The 18,412-nt window shown below is 68.0% G+C and carries 9 protein-coding genes; all 9 read left to right on the forward strand.

What is annotated here, in order from left to right:
* The first annotated feature begins 481 nt into the window (after positions 1–481).
* The 9 genes from H3H39_RS03370 (at position 482) to pseH (ending at position 18,412) form a co-directional block, all read left to right on the forward strand.
* The gene (locus H3H39_RS03370) at positions 482–6,262 is read left to right on the forward strand and encodes a beta strand repeat-containing protein (RefSeq protein ID WP_182151823.1); all 5,781 of its coding nucleotides are present in this window, start codon (positions 482–484) and stop codon (positions 6,260–6,262) included.
* Between the two features lie 219 nt (positions 6,263–6,481).
* A complete protein-coding gene (locus H3H39_RS03375) occupies positions 6,482–10,213 on the forward strand; it encodes a beta strand repeat-containing protein (RefSeq protein ID WP_182151825.1) in 3,732 nt (1,243 codons plus the stop codon).
* Positions 10,214–10,326: 113 nt separating this feature from the next.
* Positions 10,327–12,465 (forward strand): peptidase domain-containing ABC transporter, encoded by a 2,139-nt coding sequence (locus H3H39_RS03380; RefSeq protein WP_182151827.1) that lies wholly within the window; start codon positions 10,327–10,329, stop codon positions 12,463–12,465.
* Positions 12,438–13,790, forward strand: coding sequence for an HlyD family type I secretion periplasmic adaptor subunit (locus H3H39_RS03385; protein ID WP_182151829.1), 1,353 nt, complete (start codon positions 12,438–12,440; stop codon positions 13,788–13,790). Before H3H39_RS03380 ends, H3H39_RS03385 begins: the two co-directional genes overlap by 28 nt.
* A 98-nt stretch (positions 13,791–13,888) precedes the next feature.
* On the forward strand, positions 13,889–14,890 hold the full coding sequence (gene pseB / locus H3H39_RS03390; protein ID WP_182151836.1) for a UDP-N-acetylglucosamine 4,6-dehydratase (inverting): 1,002 nt from the start codon (positions 13,889–13,891) through the stop codon (positions 14,888–14,890).
* Positions 14,887–16,032 carry a UDP-4-amino-4,6-dideoxy-N-acetyl-beta-L-altrosamine transaminase gene (gene pseC, locus H3H39_RS03395; RefSeq protein WP_182151841.1) on the forward strand — a complete coding sequence of 382 codons (1,146 nt, stop codon included), beginning with the start codon at positions 14,887–14,889 and terminating at the stop codon, positions 16,030–16,032. Before pseB ends, pseC begins: the two co-directional genes overlap by 4 nt.
* Positions 16,029–16,733: a pseudaminic acid cytidylyltransferase gene (gene pseF / locus H3H39_RS03400; protein WP_182151843.1), complete on the forward strand. Its 705-nt coding sequence runs from the start codon at positions 16,029–16,031 to the stop codon at positions 16,731–16,733. Before pseC ends, pseF begins: the two co-directional genes overlap by 4 nt.
* Positions 16,734–16,742: 9 nt before the next feature.
* Positions 16,743–17,825 (forward strand): UDP-2,4-diacetamido-2,4,6-trideoxy-beta-L-altropyranose hydrolase, encoded by a 1,083-nt coding sequence (gene pseG / locus H3H39_RS03405; RefSeq protein WP_182151845.1) that lies wholly within the window; start codon positions 16,743–16,745, stop codon positions 17,823–17,825.
* 17 nt (positions 17,826–17,842) lie between these two features.
* Positions 17,843–18,412 (forward strand): UDP-4-amino-4,6-dideoxy-N-acetyl-beta-L-altrosamine N-acetyltransferase, encoded by a 570-nt coding sequence (gene pseH / locus H3H39_RS03410; protein ID WP_220461404.1) that lies wholly within the window; start codon positions 17,843–17,845, stop codon positions 18,410–18,412.

The raw sequence follows: 18,412 nt of genomic DNA on the forward strand, positions 1-18,412 counted from the left end.
GCGAGCTGGTGTCGTTGGTGTCGCGCAACAGTGGCGACCCGGTGTGGCCGGGTTCCGGCCCCGGCAGACGCTCGGCACCAGGTCGCCAATGGTGCTTTGCATGACTTGACGGGCAAAAAAAGATGGCGCAAAAAATGCGTTGGGGCAATTTTCTGGTTATACTTGGTCCCGACGCAGCGAGCGATATTTTTCCGCGTGGTAATGCCAGGCGTTGCGATTGGGAAAAAAAATATTTAATTCCCCGGCTGAGGCTGTCGCCTTGTACCAAGCACGCGCTGCAAAGAAATGGCTGTAAGAATGACAGCAAATATGTTCTTTCGGCAATAAAATAAATGCTTCAAAGTATCACGTACCACTAAAGTTCCGAAGTTGCCGGACGTTAAAAGGTAAACGTAGCGTCCGAATATTCGGATCGTCAGCGACAAACGGCAAGCTCGCGATATCCAATTCCGTACCCAATGCAGTTCCAAGGAGAATGAAAATGACCATCGTTTCAACCCTCACTACCAGCCAGATCGCCGCGCTATCCACGACGCAGATCGCTGGATTGGGTACGACTGAAATCGCCGCCCTGTCCTCGAGCCAGGTGCAAGTGCTGGATTCCGCCCAGTTCGGCTCGTTAACGACCGCCGAAATGGCCGCGCTGACGACCTCCGCGGTCCAAGCCTTGACGACCACCCAGATCGATGTGCTGAGCACCGCGCAGACGGTGGCGCTGACCTCGGCCCAGGTCGCGGCGTTGAGCACGAATTCGATCGCGGTCCTGCATACCGGCAATGTGAGCGTGCTGCGTTCGGCGCAGGTGGGGGCATTGAGCGCGACGGACGTGGTGGAATTGTCGTCGTCGCAATTCATGGCGCTGAGCACCTCCGGCATCGCCGCACTCGGTACCTCCAGTATCGTGGCATTGAGCAGCACCCAGATCCAAGTGATGACCACCGGCCAGGCGGCGGCACTGAAGACGGCGCAGGTCGCCGTGCTTGAAACGGCTGACCTGGTGGAGTTGAACACCGCGTCCTTCATGGCGCTGGGCAGCGCCGCCATCGCCGCGCTGACCACCACCCAGGCCGCGTCCCTGAGCACCACCCAGATCGACGTCATGCGCACCGCGCAAGTGGTGGCGTTGACCACCGGCGACGTGGCCGCGCTGACCACCAACGAGGTCGTCGCGCTCCAGACCAGCGCCATCGCCGCCCTGCGCACGGCGCAAGTGGCCGCGCTGGCCACCGCCGGTCTGGTGGAACTGAACTCGGCGCAATTCATGGCGCTGGGCACGGCCGCCATCGCGGCCCTGACCACGGGCCAGGTGGCCGCCATCAGCACCACCGAAATTGACGTGCTGGGCTCGGCGCAAACGGCGGCCCTGACCACCACCCAGCTGGCGGCCATGAGCACCAACCAGATCGTCGAGCTGAGCTCGACTGACATCGGCGCGCTGCGCACGGCGCAAGTGGCCTCGCTCGGCACCACCGACGTGACCGCGCTGACCACCGGCCAGTTCGTGGCCCTGAGCACCGGTTCCATCGCGGCCCTGAGCACCACCGTCGCCGCCGCGCTCAGCACCGTCCAAGCCAGCGTGATGACCAGCGCCCAGGCCGCCGCCTTGAAGACGGCCCAGGTCGCCGTGCTGAGCACCAGCGACCTGGTGGAACTGAACACCGCGTCCTTCATGGCACTGGGCAGCGCCGCCATCGCCGCGCTGACCACCACCCAGGCCGCAGCCCTGAGCACCACCCAGATCGACGTGATGCGCACCGCGCAAGTGGTGGCGTTGACCACCGGTGACGTGGCCGCGCTGACCACCAACGAGGTCGTCGCGTTCCAGACCAACGCCATCGCCGCCCTGCGCACCGCGCAAGTGGCCGCGCTGGCCACCGCCGGCCTGGTGGAACTGAGCTCGGCGCAATTCATGGCGCTGGGCACGGCCGCCATCGCGGCCCTGACCACGACCCAGGTGGCCGCCATCAGCACCACCGAAATTGACGTGCTGAGCACGGCGCAAACGGCGGCCCTGACCACCACCCAGCTGGCGGCCATGAGCACCAACCAGATCGTCGAGCTGAGCTCGACTGACATCGGCGCGTTGCGCACGGCGCAAGTGGCCTCGCTCGGCACCACCGACGTGACCGCGCTGACCACCGGCCAGTTCGTGGCCCTGAGCACCGGTTCCATCGCGGCCCTGAGCACCACCGTGGCCGCCGCGCTGACCACCACCCAGGCCAGCGTGATCTCCAGCGCCCAGGCCGCCGCCTTGAAGACGGCCCAGGTCGCCGTGCTGAGCACCAGCGACCTGCGGGAACTGAACACCGCGTCCTTCATGGCACTGGGCAGCGCCGCCATCGCCGCGCTGACCACCACCCAGGCCGCGTCCCTGAGCACCACCGACATCGATGTGATGCGCACCGCGCAAGTGGTGGCGTTGAACACCGGTGACGTGTCCGCACTGAACTCGGCGCAGATCGTCGCCTTCCAGACCAACGCCATCGCCGCCCTGCGCACGGCGCAAGTGGCCGCGCTGGCCACCGCCGGCCTGGTGGAACTGAGCTCGGCGCAATTCCTGGCGCTGGGCACGGCCGCCATCGCAGCCCTGACCACGGGCCAGGTGGCCGCCATCAGCACCACCGAAATCGACGTGCTGAGCACGGCGCAAACGGCGGCCCTGACCACCACCCAGCTGGCGGCCATGAGCACCAACCAGATCGTCGAGCTGAGCTCGGCTGACATCGGCGCGCTGCGCACGGCGCAAGTGGCTTCGCTCGGCACCACCGACGTGACCGCGCTGACCACCGGCCAGTTCGTGGCCCTGAGCACCGGTTCCGTCGCGGCCCTGAGCACCACCGCCGTCGCCGCGCTGACCACCACCCAGGCCAGCGTGATGACCAGCGCCCAGGCCGCCGCCTTGAAGACGGCCCAGGTTGCCGTGCTGAGCACCAGCGACCTGGTGGAGCTGAACACCTCGTCCTTCATGGCACTGGGCAGCGCCGCCATCGCCGCGCTGACCACCACCCAGGTCGCGTCCCTGAGCACCACCGACATCGATGTGATGCGCACGGCGCAAGTGGTGGCGTTGACCACCGGCGACGTGGCCGCGCTGACCACCAACGAGGTCGTCGCGTTCCAGACCAACGCCATCGCCGCCCTGCGCACGGCGCAAGTGGCCGCGCTGGCCACCGCCGGCCTGGTCGAACTGAGCTCGGCGCAATTCATGGCACTGGGCACGGCCGCCATCGCGGCCCTGACCACGGCCCAGGTGGCCGCCATCAGCACCACCGAAATCGACGTGCTGAGCACGGCGCAAACGGCGGCCCTGACCACCACCCAGCTGGCGGCCATGAGCACCAACCAGATCGTCGAGCTGAGCTCGACTGACATCGGCGCGCTGCGCACGGCGCAAGTGGCCTCGCTCGGCACCACCGACGTGACCGCGCTGACCACCGGCCAGTTCGTGGCCCTGAGCACCGGTTCCATCGCGGCCCTGAGCACCACCGTGGCCGCCGCGCTGACCACCACCCAGGCCAGCGTGATGTCCAGCGCCCAGGCCGCCGCCTTGAAGACGGCCCAGATCGCCGTGCTGAGCACCAGCGACCTGCGGGAACTGAACACCTCGTCCTTCATGGCACTGGGCAGCGCCGCCATCGCCGCGCTGACCACCACCCAGGCCGCGTCCCTGAGCACCACCGACATCGACGTGATGCGCACGGCGCAAGTGGTGGCGTTGAACACCGGTGACGTATCCGCGCTGACCTCGGCGCAGATCGTCGCCTTCCAGACCAACGCCATCGCCGCCCTGAAGACGGCGCAAGTGGCCGCGCTGGCTACCGCCGGCCTGGTGGAACTGAGCTCGGCGCAATTCCTGGCACTGGGCACGGCCGCCATCGCGGCCCTGACCACGGGCCAGGTGGCCGCCATCAGCACCACCGAAATCGACGTGCTGAGCACGGCGCAAACGGCGGCCCTGACCACCACGCAACTGGCGGCCATGAGCACCAACCAGATCGTCGAGCTGAGCTCGTCGGACATCGGCGCGCTGCGCACGGCGCAAGTGGCCTCGCTCGGCACCACCGACGTGACCGCCCTGACCACCGGCCAGTTCGTGGCCCTGAGCACCGGTTCCATCGCGGCCCTGAGCACCACCGTGGCCGCCGCGCTGACCACCACCCAGGCCAGCGTGATGTCCAGCGCCCAGGCCGCCGCCTTGAAGACGGCCCAGGTCGCCGTGCTGAGCACCAGCGACCTGGTGGAGCTGACCACCTCGTCCTTCATGGCACTGGGCAGCGCCGCCATCGCCGCGCTGACCACCACCCAGGCCGCGTCCCTGAGCACCACCCAGATCGACGTGATGCGCACCGCGCAAGTGGTGGCGTTGACCACCAGCGACGTGGCCGCGCTGACCACCAACGAGGTCGTCGCGCTCCAGAGCAACGCCATCGCCGCCCTGCGTACGGCGCAAGTGGCCGCGCTGGCCACCGCCGGTCTGGTGGAACTGAGCTCGGTGCAATTCATGGCACTGGGCACGGCCGCCATCGCGGCCCTGACCACGACCCAGGTGGCCGCCATCAGCACCACCGAAATCGACGTGCTGGGCACGGCGCAAACGGCGGCCCTGACCACCACCCAGCTGGCGGCCATGAGCACCAACCAGATCGTCGAGCTGAGCTCGTCGGACATCGGCGCGCTGCGCACGGCGCAAGTGGCCTCGCTCGGCACCACCGACGTGACCGCGCTGACCACCGGCCAGTTCGTGGCCCTGAGCACCGGTTCCATCGCGGCCCTGAGCACCACCGTCGCCGCCGCGCTCAGCACCACCCAGGCCAGCGTGATGACCAGCGTCCAGGCTGCCGCCTTGAGGACGGCGCAGATCGCCGTGCTGAGCACCAGCGACCTGCGGGAACTGAACACCGCGTCCTTCATGGCACTGGGCAGCGCCGCCATCGCCGCGCTGACCACCACCCAGGCCGCGTCCCTGAGCACCACCGACATCGACGTGATGCGCACGGCGCAAGTGGTGGCGCTCGGTACGGGCGAAGTGGCGGCCTTGAACTCGGCGCAGATCGTCGCCTTCCAGACCAACGACATCGCCGCCCTGCGCACGGCGCAAGTGGCAGCGCTGGCCACCGCCGGTCTGGTGGAACTGAGTTCCTCGCAAGTGCTGGCACTGGGCACGGCCGCCATCGCGGCCCTGACCACGGCCCAGGTGGCCGCCATCAGCACCACTGAAATCGATGTGCTGAGCACGGCCCAAGTGGCGGCCTTCACCACCACGCAACTGGCGGCCATGAGCACCAACCAGCTCGTCGAGCTGAGCACCGGGGATGTGCGTGCCCTGCGTACGGCCCAGGTCGCATCGCTGTCGACCACCGACATGCAGGCGCTGACCACCGGCCAGATCGAGGCGCTCACGTCCAGCCAGACCAAGGCCTTGAGCAGCACCCAGATCGACGCCCTGACCACCACCCAGATCAGCCACCTGACCTACATCGGCGTCACGCCGCTGGTGCTGGACCTGAATGGCGACGGCGTGCAGACGCTGAACGTGGCGGCCGGCGTGCAGTTCGACATCAAGGCCAGCGGTACGGCCGTCAACACCGGTTGGGTCGGCAGCGGCGATGGCTTGCTGGCGATGGACCGCAATGGTGACGGCCGGATCAATGACGGCGGCGAACTGTTCGGTAGTGCTGTGACCCTGGCCGACGGCAGCAAGGCGGCCAATGGTTACCAGGCACTGGCGGCACTCGACAGCAACGGCGATGGCAAGATCGACAGCAAGGATAGCGCCTTCGGCGACCTGAAAGTGTGGGTCGACAGCAATGCCGACGGCGTCAGCCAAGCGTCCGAACTGAGCACGCTGCAACAGCGCGGTATCGCCAGCCTGGATCTGACGGCCCAGAAGAACGGGGTAGTCAACAACGGCAACTGGGTGGGACTGAGCTCCAGCTACGAAACCGTTGACGGCCAGAACCATGCCATGGCGGACGTCTGGTTCCAGAACGACCTGCGCGGCAAGGCCAGCGCGATGGCGCAAGCCATCACCGGCTTCGATGCGGCGGGCAACAACGCCGCCACCGGCTCCGGCCAGCTGGCGCTGCCGCAACCAGGCGACACCCTGGGCGTCGCCACCCGCATGGCTGACGTGCTGCAACAGTTCGATGCCAACGGTAAGCCGTTGGGCAGCGCCGCCGATCTGGCCGGCACTGACCACAGCACCCGTACCATCGGCCTGAACCAGGGCGCCACCAACGGCACGCTGTTCGTCGCGAAGTAAGTAGTCAGTCGTCCCCACCTGCCGGCCGCTTCCACCAGGAAGCGGCCGGCACGGCACTCCGCACCACCATCACGGCGCAACATTAATTCATTGTTTTTGTCATAAGCTCAAGGAACGCAAGTTCAGGTTGACCGTCGACTCCGATAGGCGTAGCCTTGCTTGAAATCAATTGCTGTACGTCAATTTCATCTTTGAACCCAGTGTGGATCGATTCCGACCATGACCGATATTGCCTCTCTCAGCACGGCCGACATTGCCGCCCTGTCTACTTCCGCGATCGGCTTGCTCACGACCGCCAACATTGCCGTGCTCAGCACCAGCCAGCTGCAGGCGTTTAGTGGTGATCAGATCCGCTGGTTCAAGGGGCCGCAGCTGCAAGCGCTGGGGCCGACGCTGACGGCCGCACTCACCACCACCCAGGTGGCGGCCTTGTACACGGGCCAGGTGCGCTTGCTGGCCACCAGCGAAATCGCCGCCTTGACCAGTACCCAGCTGGCCGCCTTGGCCTCGGCCGACGTGGCCGCGCTGACGTCGTCCCAGTTGGCGGCGCTGGGCGTGGCCGGCGTGGACGCGCTGACCAGCGGCCAGCTGGCCGCCCTGCTGCCGGCCCAGATGGCGGCCATGTCCATTGAACAACTGCAAAGCCTGACGACAGCCCAGTTGTCGGCCTTGCCGACGGCCGACATCGGCGCCTTGCGCACGGTGCAGGTGGCCGCGCTGGGCAGCGCGGCGCTGGCGGCATTGGGCTCGGCCCAGGTCCGTGCGCTCAGCACCAGCGCCGTGGTGGCGCTGGGGACGGCCGGCATTGGCGCGCTCGGCAGCGCCCAGTTCGACGCCTTGCGCAGTGCCCAGGTCGCGGCCCTGACGGCCGACCAGCTGGCCGCGCTTGGCAGCGGCCAGGTCATGCAGCTGGCCACAGACGCCATCGCAGGCTTGAAATCGAGCCAGATCAGCGCGCTTGGTACCGCCGTGCTGGCCAGCCTGAGCACGAGCCAGGTGGCCGCCCTGCGCACCAGCGTGATCGGCGCGCTCGGCCAGACGGCGCTGGACGCGCTCACCACCGGCCAGCTGGGCGCGCTGCGTACCGCCCAGGTGGCGGCCCTGAGCAGCACCCAGATCGCGGGCATGAGCGGGGCCGACGTGGCGGCGCTGTCGTCCGCCGGCTTCGGCGCGCTCAAGACGGCCGCGCTGGCTGCGCTCAACACCTCCTTTATCGCCGCCTTGACAACCAGCCAGATCGCCACCCTGCGGACGGCCCAACTGGCGGCCTTCGGCACCGCCCAGATCGCCGTCCTGGGCAGCGCCCAGATCGGCGCCCTCAGCAGCGCTGAATTGATGGCACTGCGTACCGTGCAGCTGCAGGCCCTGGGCAGCACCGGTATCGCCGCCCTCGGCACGGCCCAGTTGGCGGTGCTGCGCACCAGCCAAGTGCGCGGGCTGGCCATGGACGAAGTCGCGGCCTTCAGCACGGCTCAGTTGGCCGCCCTGGGGACCGGCCAGGTGGCGGCCCTGGGCAGCGCCCAGTTGGCCGCGCTCGGCACCACCCAGCTGGCCGCACTGTCGCCGGACGACATCGGCGCCCTGCACAGCAGCCAGATGGCAGGCTTGAACGGCGCCGACCTGGCCTCGCTCAGCACGGCCCAGATCGGCGCGCTGCGCACCTCGTCCCTGGTGGCGTTGGGCAGCGCCGGCATCGTCGCGCTCGGCACCAGCCAGATCGATGCACTCAGCTCGCGCCAGGTGGCCGCGCTCAAACCGGAACAGGTGATGGCGCTGGGGCTGACGGCGCTGACGCCGCACTTGCTGGCGCAACTGGGCACCTCGGCCATCGCCGCCATCGGCACCACCGAGCTGGCGGCCCTGGCCACCAGCCAGATCGCCGCCTTGGGCACGCGCCAGATCGCGGCCCTGCGCACGGGCCAGGTGGCCGTGCTGGGCAGCGGCCAGCTGGCCGCCCTCGATTCGGCCGATATCGGCGCCTTGCGTACCGCCCAGCTGGCGGCCTTGTCCAGCGCCAGCGTGCTGGCCCTGGACGGCAGCTGGCTGGCGGCGTTGCGCACTTCCGCCATCGCTGCGTTGGCCACCTCGCTGGTGGCGGGGCTCAGCACGAGCCAACTTGGCGCGCTGAGCACACCCCAGATCGCGGCGCTGGGCACGGCCCAGTTGGAGGCCTTGAACAGCGCCCAGCTGGGTAGTCTGTCGCCGGACGACCTGGGGGCGCTGCGTACCGCCCAGGTGGCAAGCTGGAACGCCGCCGATATCGGCGCGCTCAGCAGCACACAATTGAATGCCTTGCGCACGGCCGCCTTCGGCGCGCTCAACACGGCGGCCATCGCCGCCCTGGGGACGGCGCAGGTGGCCGGCCTGGGGACGGCCCAGCTGGCCGCGCTGCGCACCGTCCAACTGGCCGCGCTGAGCACGGGCGATGTGGCCGTGCTGGCGCCCAGTGCCCTGGCCGGGCTGCGCACCAGCGCCGTGGCGGCGCTGTCGACGGCCGCCATCGGCGCGCTCGGCACCAGCCAGCTGGACGCGCTCGACACGCGCCAGGTGGCCGCCTTCACGACGGCCCAGGTGGCGGCCTTGTCGCCGGCCCAGCTGGCCGCCTTGTCCAGTGCCGACTTCGCCGCGCTGCGCTCGGCCCAGGTGCAGGCACTGGCGAGCGCCGGCGTGGCCAGCCTGGATGGCAGCCAGCTCAGCGCCTTGCGCACCAGCGCCATCCTTGGCCTCAGCAGTGCGGAAGTGGCGGCGCTGACCAGTAGCCAGCTGGGCGAGTTGCGCTCGGCGCAAGTGGCCGCGCTGAGCACGACGCAAGTGGCCGCGCTCAGCGGTGCCCAGCTGAACCAATTGTCGACGGCGGCCGTGGCGGCGCTGCGCACGGCCCAGATCGCGGCGCTCAGCACCTCCTTTATCGACTCGCTCGGCACCACCCAGCTGCAAGCCTTGAGCACGGCCGTGGTGGCGGCGCTGGGCACCAGCAGCATGGCCGTGCTCAGCACCGGCCTGGCCGCCGCCTTGACGACGGTCCAGGTGGCCGCGCTGCGCTCGGCCCAGGTGGCCGCGCTGGGCACGGCCGACCTGGTGGCGCTGGCACCGCAGGCGATCGCCGCGCTGCGCACGGCCGCCATCCACATCCTGTCCACGGCGGACATGGCCGCGCTTGGCACGGCGCAGCTGGAAGCGCTGACTTCGGTCCAGTCACGCGCCCTCACCACGACCCAAGTCGCCGCGCTCAGCGGCACCCAGTTGCCTCACCTGCTGTACCTGGGCCAGACACCGCTGGTGCTGGACCTGGATGGCAACGGCGTGCAGACCTTGAATGTGGCGGCCGGTGTGCAGTTCGACATCCAGGCCAGCGGTACGGCCGTCAACACCGGTTGGGTCGGCGGCGGCGATGGCTTGCTGGCGATGGACCGCAACGGTAACGGCCGGATCGACGACGGCGGTGAGCTGTTCGGTAGTGCCGTGACTCTGGCCGACGGCAGCAAGGCGGCCCAAGGTTACCAGGCACTGGCGGCACTCGACAGCAACGGCGATGGCAAGATCGACCGCAACGATAGCGCCTTTGGCGCCTTGACAGTGTGGGTCGACAGCAATGCCGACGGCGTCAGCCAGGCGTCCGAACTGAGCACGCTGCAACAGCGTGGCATCGCCAGCCTGGACCTGGCGGCCCAGGCGCAGGGGCAGGTCAACAACGGCAACTGGGTGGGACTGAGTTCCCGCTACGAAACCGTCGATGGCCAGCACCATGCCATGGCCGACGTCTGGTTCCAGAGCGCCGCCAGCCCCGGCCTGGCCGGTGCGGCCCAGCGGCTGGCTGGCCTGCTGGCCCAGGCCGGCACCGGCGCCGCCCCCCTGGCTGGCGCCGCCGCGCCAGGCGGCGTCAGCGTGGCCAGCGCCATCGCGCGCTGGGACGTGGCGGCCGTGCAAGGCGTGCTCGCCATGCCCCGTTAAACGGCGCCGCAGCAGGTGGAAAAAGCCGCCACAGGGCGCGGCAGGCAGAGTAGAATCATGCTCGGCCTGCCGCGCCAGCTTGTTCCCCCGTGTATTCACTTTAGCCTGAGACGATGCAAGCGAAATTTCCCCATACCGTCGTACAATGCTTGACCGCCATCGCCCAGCATCATGGGTTGCAAGTCCACCCAGAACGCTTGGTTGACGATTACGCCCTGGGGGCAGCCGAGCCAGCCGATGCCTTGGTGCTGCGCATCGCGACCGAGATTGGGCTCAAGGCGCGGGTCGGCCACCTCGACTGGGATACCCTGCTGGCCCAGGGCGGGGTGTTCCCGCTGATGGCGCGGCTCGACAATGGCAACGCCGTGATCGTGGTCGGCGTGCGCAGCGAGGATGGCAAGGTGGTGATCCTCGATCCGCTCGAGGAAGGCGTGGGCTTGATCCTGCTCGATAAAGCCCAGTTCACCAGCCGCTGGCATGGCGCGGTGCTGTTCGTCAAACGCCAGCACGCGCTGACGGACGTCAATCAGCCCTTCGGCCTGCGCTGGTTCATTCCCGAAATCCTCAAGCAGAAGGCGGCCTTCCGCGATATCGCCATCGCCGCCATCGCCATGCACTTCCTGGCGCTCGCCTCGCCGGTGTTCTTCCAGCTGGTGATCGACAAGGTGCTGGTGCACCAGAGTAATTCCACCCTGGTGGTGCTGGGCGTGGGCATCGTCATCGCGCTGGTGTTCGACGCCCTGTTCGGCTTCCTGCGCCAGATTTTGACCTTGGCGGCCACCAACAAGATCGACATGCGGCTGACCCGGCGCACCTTTGGCCACCTGCTGACGTTGCCGATCGATTACTTCGAAACCACCAGTGCCGGCGTCATCACGCGCCACATGCAGCAGCTGGAAAAGATCCGCAACTTCCTCACCGGCCGGCTGTTCTTCACGGCGCTGGACGCGACCGCGCTGCTGATCTTCCTGCCCATCCTGTTTACCTATTCCGTCAAGCTGGCCATGATCACGCTGGCCTTCACGGTGGCCATCGGTGCCGTGGTGGCGGCCATGGTGCCGACGTTCCAGCGCCGCCTGTCGGCCCTGTACTCGGCCGAAGGACGGCGCCAGGCCATGCTGGTCGAGACCGTGCACGGCATGCGCACGGTCAAGGCGCTGGCGCTGGAACCGACCCAGCGCAAGCATTGGGACCAGCGTTCGGCCGAGTCGATCGCGATGCACTTCCGGGTCGGCCAGATTTCCATCACGGGCAACGCCATCACCGACTTCCTCGGCAAGCTGCTGCCGGTCGTGATCATCGTGATCGGCGCCCAGGACGTGTTCGACCAGACCCTGTCGGTGGGCGCGCTGATCGCCTTCCAGATGATCACCGGGCGCGTGGTGCAACCGCTGATCAGCATCGTCGGCCTGGTCAACGAATACCAGGAGACGGCGCTGTCGGTGCGCATGCTGGGCGAGGTCATGAACCGCGCGCCGGAAGGGCGTGCCGGCGGCGCCGGCCTGCGGCCGCAGCTGCAGGGCCGGATCGCCTTCGACCAGGTCACGTTCCGCTATCCGGGCGCCACCACCACGGCGCTGGACCGGGCCAGTTTCGCCATCGAGCCGGGCACCATCGTCGGCATCGTCGGCCGCAGCGGTTCCGGCAAGACCACCTTGACCAAGCTGATCCAGGGCCTGTATCCGCTGCAGGAAGGCATTGTGCGCTTTGACGGGGTCGATGCGCGCGAAATCGACCTGACCCATTTGCGGCGTCAGATCGGCGTGGTGTTGCAGGAAAACTTCCTGTTCCGCGGCACGGTGCGCGAGAACATCGCCGCCGCCAAGGCCGACGCGACGTTCGAGGAAATCGTCGCGGCCGCCTCGGCCGCCGGCGCCGACGAATTCATCGAGCGCATGCCGCAGGGCTATGATACGCTGCTCGAGGAGAATGCCTCCAACCTGTCGGGCGGCCAGAAGCAACGCTTGTCGATCGCCCGCGCCCTGCTGACCAAGCCGCGCATCCTGATCCTGGACGAGGCGGCCAGCGCGCTGGACCCGGAAAGCGAAGCCATCTTCATCAACAACCTGTCGCGCATCGCCGTGGGCCGTACGGTGGTGATGATTTCGCACCGCCTGTCGACCCTGGTCAACGCCGACGCCATCCTGGTCATGCAGCGCGGCAGCCTGATGGACAGCGGCCGGCATGAAGAATTGTTACAGCGCAGCGAGACCTATCAGCACCTATGGAATCAACAAACAAGCCACCTGTGAACGACGGCGCCGGCCGTAAGGAAGTCGAATTCCTGCCCGACGCGGACGAGATCGAACTGCGGCCGCTGCCGCGCTTCGCCCGCATCACCTTGCCCGTGCTGGCCGGCGCGCTGCTGATCGCGCTGGTCTGGGCCAGCCTGTCGGAGATCGACCAGGTGGTGGTGGGCCGCGGCCGTCTGATCAATCCCTTGCCCAACATCGTGGTGCAGCCGCTGGAAACGTCGATCGTGCAAAAGATCGAAGTGCGGGTGGGCCAGGTGGTGCACAAGGGTGAACGGCTGGCCACGCTCGACCCCACCTTCGCCCAGGCCGACGAAAGCCAGTTGCGCAGCAAGCTGCGCAGCCTGACCACCCAGAGCGACAGCCTGGCGCTGGAACTGTCGGGCAAGACGGCGCCCACCCTGACCACTGGCGACGCCGACAGCTTGCTGCAGCAGCGCCTGGCGCTCGAGCGGCGCGCCAACTTCAGCGCCCAGCTGGACCGGCTGACGGAGAACATCGGCCGCCTGCGCGCGTCGCTGGAAACCAACCGGCGCGACCAGCAGGTGCTGGCGGCGCGCCTGAAATCGGTGCGCGAGCTGGAGGCCATGCAGGAGAAGCTGGTGGCCCAGCAGTACGGGGCCCGCATGCAGTTGCTGGCGGCCCAGGACAAGCGGCTCGAGGTCGAGCGCGACCAGCTGATGGCCAAGAACCGCGAGCAGGAACTGGTGCGCGAGCTGGCCGGGCTGGAAGCCGAGCGCTCTGCCTTCGACCGCAGCTGGCGCCAGAAGACGATGGAGGACATGCTGCTGATCTCGCGCGAGCGTAACGACGTGCAGGAGCAGTTGCAGAAGGCCGACAAGCGCCACCAGCTGGTGAGCCTGACGGCGCCGGCCGACGGCGTGGTGCTGGAGATCGCCAAGCTGTCGACCGGCTCCATCGCGCGCGAGGCCGAACCGTTCTTCACCCTGGTGCCGCTGGCGGCCACGCTGGAGGCGGAAGTGCAGATCGATTCGCTCGACATCGGCTATATCAAGCCGGGCGACCCAGTGCACATCAAACTGGACGCGTTCCCGTTCCAGCGCCACGGCGACTTGCCGGCCACGGTGCGCACCGTCAGCGAGGATGCGTTCCGGCGCGACACGGCGCAGGCCCAGGGCCAGGATGCGTATTATCTGAGCCGCATCACGCTGGGCAAGGCCACGCTCAAGAACATGAAACCGCAGTCGCGCCTGCTGCCCGGCATGACGCTGCAAGCGGAGATCGTGGTGGGCCACCGTTCCGTGTTGTCCTACCTGGTGTGGCCGCTGACCAAGGCGGTGAGCGAATCGGTGCGCGAGCCCTAGCACGCGGCAATTTTCTGGACCCCGTCATTGTTGATATGGGGCATACTAGGCATAATGGCGCGTCGGCCCGGCGCCACTACTCATCTATGGAAGACGCGATGCTCAATCAAAAAACCATCCTCATCACCGGCGGCACCGGCTCCTTCGGTAAACAGTTCGTGCAGACCATCCTGGCGCGCTATCAGCCCAAGAAGGTGATCATCTATTCGCGCGATGAACTCAAGCAATATGAAATGGCGCAGACGTTCAACGCGCCGCAAATGCGTTATTTCATCGGCGACGTGCGCGACCAGGCGCGCCTGACGCAGGCCATGGACGGGGTCGACTATGTGATCCACGCGGCCGCGCTCAAGCACGTGCCGGTGGCCGAATACAATCCGATGGAATGCATCAAGACCAATATCTATGGCGCCGAGAACGTGATCCATGCGGCGCTGGCCTGCGGCGTGCACCGGGTGATCGCGCTGTCGACCGACAAGGCGGCCAATCCCATCAACCTGTACGGCGCCACCAAGCTGGCCTCGGATAAACTGTTCGTGGCGGCCAACAACATCGTCGGCCAGCGCTCGACCCGCTTCTCCGTGGTGCGCTACGGTAACGTGGTCGGATCGCGCGGTTCGGTGATCCCGTTCTTCCAGAAGCTGCTGGCCGAAGGCGTCAAGGAATTGCCCATCACCGACGAGCGCATGACGCGCTTCTGGATCACGCTGCAGGACGGGGTGGACTTTGTGATCAAGAATTTTGCCCGCATGCATGGCGGCGAAATCTTCGTGCCCAAGATTCCGTCGGCCACCATCCTCGACCTGGCCCAGGCCATGGCGCCCCAGCTGCCGCGCAAGATCATCGGCATTCGTCCGGGCGAAAAGCTGCATGAGGTGATGTGCCCGCTGGACGATTCGCACCTGACGCTGGAATTCCACGACCACTTCGTGATCAAGCCCTCGATCGCGTTCAACATGGAAACGCCGTATGAAGTCAACGGTTGCGGCGAGACCGGCGCGGCCGTCGCCAGCGGTTTCGAATACAGTTCCGGCACCAATCCCGTGTTCCTCGACGTGGCGGCGATCCAGGCCCTGATCGCGCAAGGCAGCCCGACGTGATCCCTTACGGCCGTCAATCGATTTCGGAGCAGGACATCGCGGCCGTGGTGGCCGTACTGCGCTCGGACTGGATCACCCAGGGGCCGGCCATCACCGCCTTCGAACAAGGCCTGGCGGCCTATTGCGGCGCGCCGCACGCGGTGGCGGTGGCCAACGCCACGGCCGCGCTGCACATCGCCTGCCTGGCGCTGCAGGTGGGGCCGGGCGACCTGGTCTGGACCTCGCCCAACACCTTCCTGGCCTCGGCCAATTGCGCCCTGTATTGCGGCGCCCAGGTCGATTTCGTCGATATCGACCCGGTCACCTACAACCTGTGCCCGCAGGCGCTGGAACGCAAGCTGGAACAGGCGGCCCAGGCCGGGCGCCTGCCCAAGGTGGTGATCCCGGTCCATTTCGCCGGCCAGTCGTGCGACATGGCGGCCATCGCCGCGCTGGCGCAGCGCTACGGCTTCCGCGTGATCGAGGATGCCTCGCACGCGGTGGGCGCCGACTACCGCGACGGCAAGGTTGGCAACTGCGCCTACAGCGACCTGACCGTGTTCAGCTTCCACCCGGTCAAGATCCTCACCACCGCCGAGGGGGGCATGGTGCTGACGCGCCAGCCGGCACTGCACCAGGCCTTGCAACTGCTGCGTTCGCACGGCATGACGCGCGACCAGGCCCTGCTGCAGCATCCGGACGAGGGCGCCTGGTACTACGAACAGGTGGCGCTCGGCTACAACTACCGGATCACCGACCTGCAGGCCGCGCTGGGGCTGTCGCAGCTGAGCCGGCTCGATGAATTCGTGGCGCGCCGGCGCGCGCTGGCGGCCCGCTACGATACGCTGCTGGCGCCGCTGGCGTTGCGCACCCCCGGCCAGGCCGCAAGCGGCCGCTCGGCCTACCACCTGTATCCGATCCACGTGGCGCCGGAACGCCGGCGCGCCGTGTTCGACGCGCTGCGGGCCCAGGGGGTGGGCGCCAATGTGCACTACATCCCGGTCTACCAGCAGCCGTATTACCAGCGGCTGGGCTTCCAGTCCGGCCTGTGTCCGCAGGCGGAAAGCTATTACGCCGGGGCCATCAGCCTGCCGCTGTACTATGCCTTGAGCGAGGCCGAGCAAGACCAGGTGGTGGCCGCCGTGCGGAGCGCGCTGGCATGAGATTGGCCGTGATTCCGGCCCGCGGCGGCAGCAAGCGCATCCCGCGCAAGAACGTCAAGCCGTTCGCCGGCAAGCCGATGATCGCGTACGCGATCGAGGCGGCCCGCGCCAGCGGCCTGTTCGACCATATCGTGGTGTCCACCGACGACGCCGAGATCGCCGCCACGGCGCGCCAGTACGGCGCCGAGGTGCCGTTCCTGCGGGCGCCGGCACTGGCCGACGACCACGCCGGCACCACACCGGTGGTGATCGATGCGATCGAGCGTTGCGAAGCGCTGGGCTGGCCGCAGGCCGAACAGGTGTGCTGCATTTATCCGGCCGTGCCATTGCTGGCCAGTGCCGACCTGGGCGCGGCGCTGGCTTTGCTCGAAAACAACGCCGCCGGTTACGCGTTCGCCGTGACCGTGTTTCCGGCCGCCGTACAGCGCGCGCTGCGGCGCGACGCCGATGGCGCCATGGCGCCCTTCTTTCCCGAATTTACCGCCACCCGCAGCCAGGACCTGGCGCCAGGCTATTACGACGCCGGCCAGTTCTACTGGGGCCGGCGCGACGCCTGGCTGGCGGGCCGCTCGCCCCACCTGCACGGCAGCGGGCTGGTGATCCCGCCCTGGCGCGCGGTCGATATCGACACGCCGGATGACTGGCGCCGGGCCGAACTGGCCTACCAGGCGCTGCGCCTGGACCCCGGCCCCACGGCCTGAGGGGGCGCCATGCGTATCGTCTTTCGCACCGATGCCGCGTGGCAGATAGGCTCGGGCCACGTGATGCGCTGCCTGACCCTGGCCGAATCGTTGCGCGCCGGCGGGGCCGAGGTGGCCTTCGTGTGCCGTGCCCATCCCGGCCATCTGGGTCCGCAGCTCGAGGCGCTGGGCTTCCCGGTGCGCTTGCTGGCGCTCGATGGCGGGGCCAGCGCCGATGCCGATGCGCAGCCGGCGCACGCGGCCTGGGTGGGCGCGCGCTGGGAGACGGACGCGGCCGAAACGGCGGCCGCGCTGCCGTGGCGGCCAGACTGGCTGATCGTTGACCATTACGGGCTGGACTGGCGCTGGCAGCTAGCCATGCGCGCCAGCGTGGGCCGCATCCTGGTCATCGACGACCTGGCCGACCGGCGCCACGCGTGCGACCTGTTGCTGGACCAAAACTTGACGGCGCAGGGCGCGGCCCGCTACGACGGGCTGGTGCCGGCTGGCTGCCAGGTGCTGGCCGGACCACGCTACGCCCTGTTGCAACCGCTGTATGCGCGCCTGCACCAGGAAGCGCGCCCGCGCCAGGGCGCCGTGCGGCGCCTGCTGGTGTTCTTCGGCGGCGTCGACCGCGACGGCTTGACGGAGCGCGCCATGCGGGCCATTATCTCCCTGAGCCTGCCCGGTGTGACGGCTGACGTCGTGGTGGGGGCCAATAACCCGGCCTGGCCCGACTTGCAGGCGCTGGCGGCGCCGCACGCCATGTTGCGCCTGCATCGCGCCTTGCCCAGCCTGGCGCCGCTGATGATGCAGGCCGACCTGGCGCTGGGCGCCGGCGGCGCCACCTGCTGGGAACGCTTGTGCCTGGGCTTGCCCTGCGTGGTGGTGACGGTGGCCGACAACCAGCGCGCGGTGACCGGCCTGCTGGCCGAACGCGGCCTGGTGGACTGGCTGGGCGACGCCGCTGACGCGGACGAGCCCGCCCTGGCCGGCGCCCTGGAGCGCTGGTGCGCCGACGGCATCCCCGCGCACTGGTTCCCGGACTTCGGCATGATCGATGGGCAAGGGTGTGGCCGCCTGTGCGCTGCCATCCTGGCGCCCAGCAGTTGAACGTAAAGGAGGTTGCCTTGAACAAGCCCCGTCTGGACAGCGTCCAGTTCGTGCCGCTGCTGGAGCGCAGCGCGGCGGACCAGGAGCGGGTGCGCCAGTTGCGCAACGCGCCCGAAGTGCGTTGCCACATGTATTCCGACCATGAGATCGGTGTGCCCGAGCACGCCGCCTGGCTGGCCAGCCTGGCCGCCAACCCCAGCCAGCGGGCCTGGGTGGTTTTGTACATGGGTAACATCGAAGGGCTGGTATCGCTGAGCGCCATCAAGCCCCAGCATCAGTCGGCCGAATGGGCGTTCTACCTGAGCCCGGCCATGCAGGGGCAGGGTGTGGGCGGCCTGGTGGAATTCCGCCTGCTGGACCTGGCGTTCGGCGAATTCGGCCTGCAGAAACTCAATTGCGAAGTGTTGGCCAGCAATCCCAAGGTGATCGAGATGCACCAGAAATTCGGCTTCACGCTGGAAGGGACGCGGCGCGCCAACGTCATCAAGGATGGCCGCCGCACCGATGTGGCCTTGCTGGGCATCCTGGCGCACGAGTGGGCCGCGCAACGGCCACGCTTCGCCCGCCTGTTCGGGGCAGACAATTAA

Source organism: Rugamonas apoptosis (assembly GCF_014042355.1).
In the GTDB taxonomy this organism is placed as follows: Bacteria; Pseudomonadota; Gammaproteobacteria; order Burkholderiales; family Burkholderiaceae_D; genus Rugamonas; species Rugamonas apoptosis.